The organism is Archangium sp. (assembly GCF_036389735.1).
In the GTDB taxonomy this organism is placed as follows: domain Bacteria; phylum Myxococcota; class Myxococcia; order Myxococcales; family Myxococcaceae; genus Archangium.
In genome coordinates, this window is record NZ_DASVWK010001149.1 from 1 (window position 1) to 6,006 (window position 6,006).

Annotated in this window: 3 protein-coding genes and 2 pseudogenes; 1 reads left to right on the plus strand and 4 read right to left on the minus strand. The window is 69.3% G+C overall.

All coding sequences use genetic code 11. From position 1 onward, the window contains the following. Positions 1 to 292: pseudogene (locus tag VF794_RS41350) on the plus strand (MFS transporter); the annotation flags it as partial. A 7-nt stretch (positions 293 to 299) separates the two neighbouring features. Here VF794_RS41350 and VF794_RS41355 read toward each other — a convergent pair. From VF794_RS41355 to VF794_RS41370, 4 genes and pseudogenes are all read right to left on the minus strand, one after another. Then, on the minus strand, positions 300 to 1,700 hold the full coding sequence (locus VF794_RS41355) for a peptide MFS transporter (RefSeq protein ID WP_331119512.1): 1,401 nt from the start codon (positions 1,698 to 1,700) through the stop codon (positions 300 to 302). 102 nt (positions 1,701 to 1,802) lie between these two features. Next, the gene (locus VF794_RS41360) at positions 1,803 to 4,592 is read right to left on the minus strand and encodes an ATP-binding protein (RefSeq protein ID WP_414641027.1); all 2,790 of its coding nucleotides are present in this window, start codon (positions 4,590 to 4,592) and stop codon (positions 1,803 to 1,805) included. A 131-nt stretch (positions 4,593 to 4,723) separates the two neighbouring features. Further along, positions 4,724 to 5,515 (minus strand): methyltransferase domain-containing protein, encoded by a 792-nt coding sequence (locus VF794_RS41365; RefSeq protein WP_331119516.1) that lies wholly within the window; start codon positions 5,513 to 5,515, stop codon positions 4,724 to 4,726. Continuing rightward, a pseudogene (locus tag VF794_RS41370) lies at positions 5,512 to 6,006 on the minus strand (PilZ domain-containing protein); the annotation flags it as partial. The gene VF794_RS41365 and the pseudogene VF794_RS41370, both read right to left, overlap by 4 nt.

The following is a 6,006-nucleotide window of genomic DNA, read 5'->3' on the forward strand; positions in this document are numbered from 1 at the left end:
GTTCGCCTACACCCAGGCGCCGCGCGAGATGAAGGGCATCGTCCAGAGCCTGTGGCTGCTCACCTCCACGCTCGCCAACGTGGCGGTGGCCATCGCCGCCGCGCTCAACGTCTTCAGCGGCCCGGGCCAGTTCTTCTTCTACGGAGGGCTCGCGCTGCTGGCCGCCGGGGCCATGGCCTTCATGGCCCGCCACTACCAGGTGCACGACTACTACCAGCAGGACGTGGGGGGCAGCGTGCCGGATCGCGCGCAGCCCCCTCCCGCCCTCGCGGACAGCTCGAAGGCGCTGTAGCGCCCGCTCAGGCCGCGGGGGCGGAGTGCGCGCCCCCCTGCGCCGGACCCGCCGGAGAGATCGGGCGGACCTCGTCCGCGCCGTGCATCATCCGCTTGAGCACGGGTGACACGGCCAGCAGCACCACGCCAGCCACGGCGGTGAAGGCGGTGATGGTCAGGAAGAGATCGAACTCGCCCAGCTTCTCCGCGTACCCGCCGATGAGACCGGCCAGGTAGTTGGCCACCGCGTTGGCGATGAACCACACGCCCATCAGCAGCGAGGCGAACCGCGTCGGCGCCAGCTTCGTCACCATGGAGAGGCCCACCGGCGACAGGCACAGCTCGCCCGCGGTGTGGAAGAAGTAGGCCGCCACCACCCACATCAGCGCCGCCTTGCCCGCCGTCTCGCTCTGCTTGGAGGCGCCCAGCATGAAGATGAAGCCGAACGACACCAGCAGCAGCCCCATGGCCATCTTCGCCGGGATGGAGGGGTCCTTGCTGCGCCGACCCAGCCCCGTCCACATCTCCGCGAAGAGGGGGCCCAACAGCATGATGAAGAGCGGGTTCACGGCCTGGAACCAGGTGGTGGGAACCTCCCAGCCAAACACGCCACGGTCCACCTTCGCGTCCGTGTAGAGGTTCATCAAGCCACCGGCCTGCTCGAAGGCCGCCCAGAAGAAGACGACGAAGAGCGCCAGCACGAGGATGACGATGACGCGGTCCCGCTCCTCGCGGGAGAGGGCCACCTTCGGAGCCGCGGCCGTGCCGGCCTTGCGCTCCACCGGCTTGGGGGCCAGACCCACGTTGCCCAGCATGCGCTTGCCCAGGGCCAGGAAGACGAGCACGCCCAGCCCCATGCCCACGCCCGCGGAGCCAAAGCCATACATCCAGCCGTACTTCTCGCCCAGCGTGCCGCACACCACCGAGGCCAGGAACGCGCCCACGTTGATGCCGATATAGAAGATGGTGAAGGCGCCATCCCGGCGCGCATCACCGGGCGCGTACAGCCCGCCCACCATGGTGGAGATGTTCGGCTTGAAGAAGCCGTTGCCCACCACCAGCAGGCCCAGGCCCGTGAAGAAGAGCGCCTCCGAGTTTCCAGGCATCGCCAGGACGAACTGGCCCAGCATCATCAGGATGCCACCGAGGGTGACCGAGAGCCGCTGGCCCAGGTACCGGTCCGCGAGGAACCCGCCGAGCACCGGCGTGGCGTACACCAGGCCCGTGTAGATACCGAAGATCTGCAGCGCCTTGGACTGGCTCCAACCAAAGCCGCCCTTGTCGGTGGCCCCCACCATGTAGAGCACCAGCAGGGCGCGCATGCCGTAATAGCTCATGCGCTCCCACATCTCGGTGGTGAATAGCAGGTAGAGCCCCTTGGGGTGACCCTTGGCCGGGGTCGGGGCGGTGGCCGTACTCTGTGCCATGCGGAGGTTTCCTCGCAGGTGGGGGAGAAAGGGAGAAAAAGGCCCCTGCTTGTATCAGAAGCCCACCCCACCTGTCAGACCGCCTCCGCGAGGCGAGCGGCCCTACGTGCTCCAGTGCGGCTGTCTGGGTCGCGCCTCGGAGAGCAACGGAGGGAGGATGCGGTCCGGGTCCGACTCGAGGGGCAGCCGGACCTCCACCCGCGTCCCCTTGCCGTACTCGCTGAAGATCCGGATGCGACCGCCCTGGCGCATGATGATGCGCTGGCAGAGCGCCAGCCCCAGGCCCGTTCCCTCGCCCGCGTCCCGGGTGGAGAAGAAGGGCTGGAAGAGCCGCTCCATGTGCTCGGGCTTGATGCCCGTGCCGTTGTCCATGATGGAGACGACCGCGTCGCTCCCATCGCGCAGGGTGGCCACCTTCACCACCCCGTCCTTCCCAACGGCGCGCAGGGCGTTGTCCAGCAGGTTCACCCACACCTGGTTGAGCGAGCCCGGATCGCTCCACACCGGATCCGCGCACTTGTAGTCGCGATCCACCTTCATGTCCGGAGGCAGGCGCCACGAGAGCGCATCCAGGCTGGTGTCCAGCGAGGCCCCCAGGTCGATCGCCACCGCCTTGGTCCCGGTGCGCACGAAGGACAGCAGGCTCTCGGCCAGGTGGCGGATGCGCTCGCCGCACTCCTCGATGAGATCCAACATGGCCGAGGCCAGGGCCGGATCCGGCGGGCCGTTGGTGAGGCTCTCGCGCAGCGGGGCCAGCGCGTTCATCAGGCCGTTGAGGGGGTTGCGCACCTCGTGGGCGAAGCCCGAGGTGAGCAGGCCCGTGGCCGCCAGCCGCTCGTTCTCCGCCGCGCGCACCGCCGCGTCCCGCAGGCGCAGCTGCGCCTCGATGCGCGCCAGCATCTCCCGCGGCGAGAAGGGCTTGGCCAGGTAGTCGTTGGCCCCCATGGACAGGCCCTCCACCTTCGCGTCCACCTCCTGGCGCGCGGTGAGCAGGATGATGGGCACCTCCAACGTCTCCGGCGTGCTGCGCAGCGCCTCCAGCATCTGCAGGCCGGACATCACCGGCATCATCACGTCCGAGACGATCAGATCCGGCCGTTCCTTCTGGGCGGCGCGCAGACCCTCCTCGCCGTTGGTGGCCTCCAGCAGGCGGTAGTAGGGCCGCAGCACGCCGCGCAGGAAGGCGCGGATCTCCGGCTCGTCCTCCACCAGGAGGATGCGCGGGGCCTCCGGGCCGGCCTCGGCCTCGGCCGCCGGGGACTCCGGCAGGGCCTCCACCGCGCCCGAGGCCACCGGCGCCGACGTGGCCAGCAGCGAGCCCAGGTCCGAGCGGCGGATGGGGCGGGCGCGCTCCTCGCCCTCGTGGGCGTCGCGCAGGTCCTCGCGCACGTGGGCGGTGCCCTTGGGCAGCCGCACGTGGAAGCTGGAGCCCTTGCCCAGCTCGCTCGACACGTCGATGCCGCCGGCGTGCAGCTCCAGCGTCTCCTTCACCAGCGCCAGGCCGATACCCGTGCCACCAAAGCGCCGCGTGCCGCTGGAGTCCGCCTGGGCGAAGCGGTCGAAGATGACGTTGAGGTCCTGCGTGGCGATGCCCGAGCCGGTGTCGCGCACCTCCACGTGCACCCAGGAGTCGTCCTCGGACACCCGCACCGTCACCCCACCCTGCGTGGTGAACTTGAGGGCGTTGGAGATGAGGTTCTGGAAGACGCTCTCCAGGCGCGGTACGTCCACCAGGACGGAGGAGACCGTGTTGCCCTCGAGCTGGAGCTCCACGTTCTTCTTCTCCGCCATCACGCGGAAGGGCACCAGCAGCGAGGAGAGGAAGCCGTGCAGCTCCAGCGGCTCGTAGCGCAGCCGCGTCTTGCCCGCCTCCATCTGCGCCAGGTCCAGCAGGTTGTTGATGAGCCGCAGGAGGCGCGAGGCGCTCCGGTTGATCGTCTCCAGGTGCTGTAGGACGGGGGGCGATAGCTCGCTGGTGCGCTGGATGAGCGAGTCCAGCGTGAGCAGGATGAGCGTGAGCGGGGTGCGCAGCTCGTGGCTCACGTTGTCGAAGAACTCGCTCTTGATGCGGTCCAGTTCCTTCTGCTTGGCGAGCGCGGTCTCCAACCGGGCATTGGTCTCGGTGAGCTCACGCGTGCGCGCCGCCACCCGGTCCTCCAGGGCCAGGTTGATGCGGAACATGTCGGCGTAGCGCTGCTGGAGCTCGTTGAGGGACTGCGTCAGGCCCTCGTTCTGGCCGGCCAGCAGCTCGTCCTTGCGCGCCAGCTCGCCGCGCGCGTCCATCCAGGCCCCGAAGCTGGCCGCGCCCAGGGAGAAGGAGGGCACCAGCACGAGGGTGGGCCCCACGCCCAGCATGCCCGCGCCCAGCCCGCCCACCGCGCCCGTCAGCAGGCCGATGACGGACCACCAGCTGCGCACCGGGTTGGTCCACCGCACGTTGTAGCGGCAGCAGTCCGCCCCGTTCACCTGGCACTGGTACTCCACCACCTCCGCCGGCGGCCGCTTCCAGATGGTGGGGATGGAGGCGAACTGCGCCATCCGTCCCTCGCACAGGTTGCGGTTGGACTCGGGGACACTGCTCCGGTACGACAGCTCCATCGCGCTGGGGCCCAGCTGCTCGATGGTGAAGGAGCCCACCCGGTTGTAGGTGGGCTGCAGCTCCACCATCTTCCGGTACGTCTGCGACGGGTTGCCGAAGGTGCGCAGGATGTGGAAGGGGAAGCCCAGCGCCTGGGGGCTGGCGGTGAGCATGCACGCCTTGCGCATGAAGGCGGGATCGCCCGACTCGGCGATGAGCCCGTCGATGAGCCGCTCGACGAAGCGCATCGACACGAAGTTCGTCATCGTCGAGACGTACTCGAGCGACAGACCCAGACCCTTGTTCGCCCACATCTGCTCGAGGCGCGCGCGACCGTGCTCCCGCTCGAAATAGAGCAGCAGCACGCTCACCGCGCGCACTCCGAGCTCGGGCGCGTCATCCGGAGTCGTCGGATCCGGAAGGGGCGCTGGGGTCGTCGTCTGCGTCAAGGCTTCCTGCCCTCCGTCACCAGAAGGACGGAATACTTCAACGCATCCTCATCGCACAACAAGTCGAGGTAGGCCTGGCTGAACTCCCGGTATGCCTCCAGTCCACCGAAAGCGGGGGCAGCCACCGGTTCCAGGGTCTGCAGCCGGATGCTCCAGTCCCGCATCAACCGGGAATCCGCGGCTCCCGCCACCACCCACAGGGGGGACAGGTGCACCCGCACGTCCTTCAGGCCCGCGTGGCGGAAGAGGTGGTACATCTTCCGACCCGCGTGGATGTCGAAGCCGGTGGAGGCCAGGGCCTGGAGGAACTTGGGGATGCCCGCCTGGACCACGGGGGACATGGGCCAGTTGAAGGTGCCCACCCCATCCACCTCGGACACCACCACCCGGCCGCCCGGCCGCGTCATGCGCACCAGCTCCGCCAGCGCCGTCTCGGGCCGGGGCAGGTACTCCAGGACGAACTGGCACCACACGTAGTCGAAGCAGGCGTCCGGCAGGCCGCTCGTCCGGACGTCCGCCTGGATGAAGCGACAGTTGGGCAGGGGCTCGCACGAGGCACGTGCCTCGGCCAGCCGCTCGGGGTTCAGGTCCAGTCCCACCACGCTCCCGGAAGGCCCCACCTGGTGGGCCATCACCGCGGTGATGACGCCCGGCCCGCAGCCGGCATCCAGGGCGGCGTGGCCCTCGGACAGGCCGGTGGTCACCAGGTGCTGCGACACCGGGTGGGCCCGCGCTTGCGCGACCAGCCGACGCGCTTCCTCCTCTGACTCCATCAAATACGGTTTCAAGCAGCGATGTCCTCGCCAGGGGTCGCCTTGCGTGCCAGACGGCCCTCGAAGCGATCATAAAGGACGGACAGCAGGGTGTGACACGTCCGGGCGGTGCTGCGGTGGAAGGTCCACTCCGCCACGGTGCCGTGGTCCTGGAAGCCGGCCACCAGCAGGTCCGCCACGTCCTCGTGCGCCGCCAGCGCCAGCGCGGACACCTTGCCGTGCTCCCGGTAGTGCTGGACGCAGCGGGAGATGAGGGCCTGCCGGGCCTCGGCGGCCCGGGGGTGCGAGGGATCCGGCACCACCAGCGTGAAGTAGGTGGTCATCTCCGACCAGCTCAAGCCCGGGGAGGCTTCCAGGGCCAGGGCCATGGCCAGCGGCTGCTTCTCCCCGTCCACCACGAAGAGGGTCCGGCGCCGGTGCAGCCCCTTGGAGGTGTAGCGCGCGCCCACCACGGACATCTCCGCGTCGTGGGCCAGCAGGTCGTCCGCCAGCAGCCGCACCACCTC

What these genes read in the sequence shown, in the direction of transcription:
- VF794_RS41355 (WP_331119512.1), bottom strand. Translation starts at nt 1,700, where the DNA reads ATGGCACAGAGTACGGCCACCGCCCCGACCCCGGCCAAGGGTCACCCC.
- VF794_RS41360 (WP_414641027.1), bottom strand. Translation starts at nt 4,592, where the DNA reads ATGTGGGCGAACAAGGGTCTGGGTCTGTCGCTCGAGTACGTCTCGACG.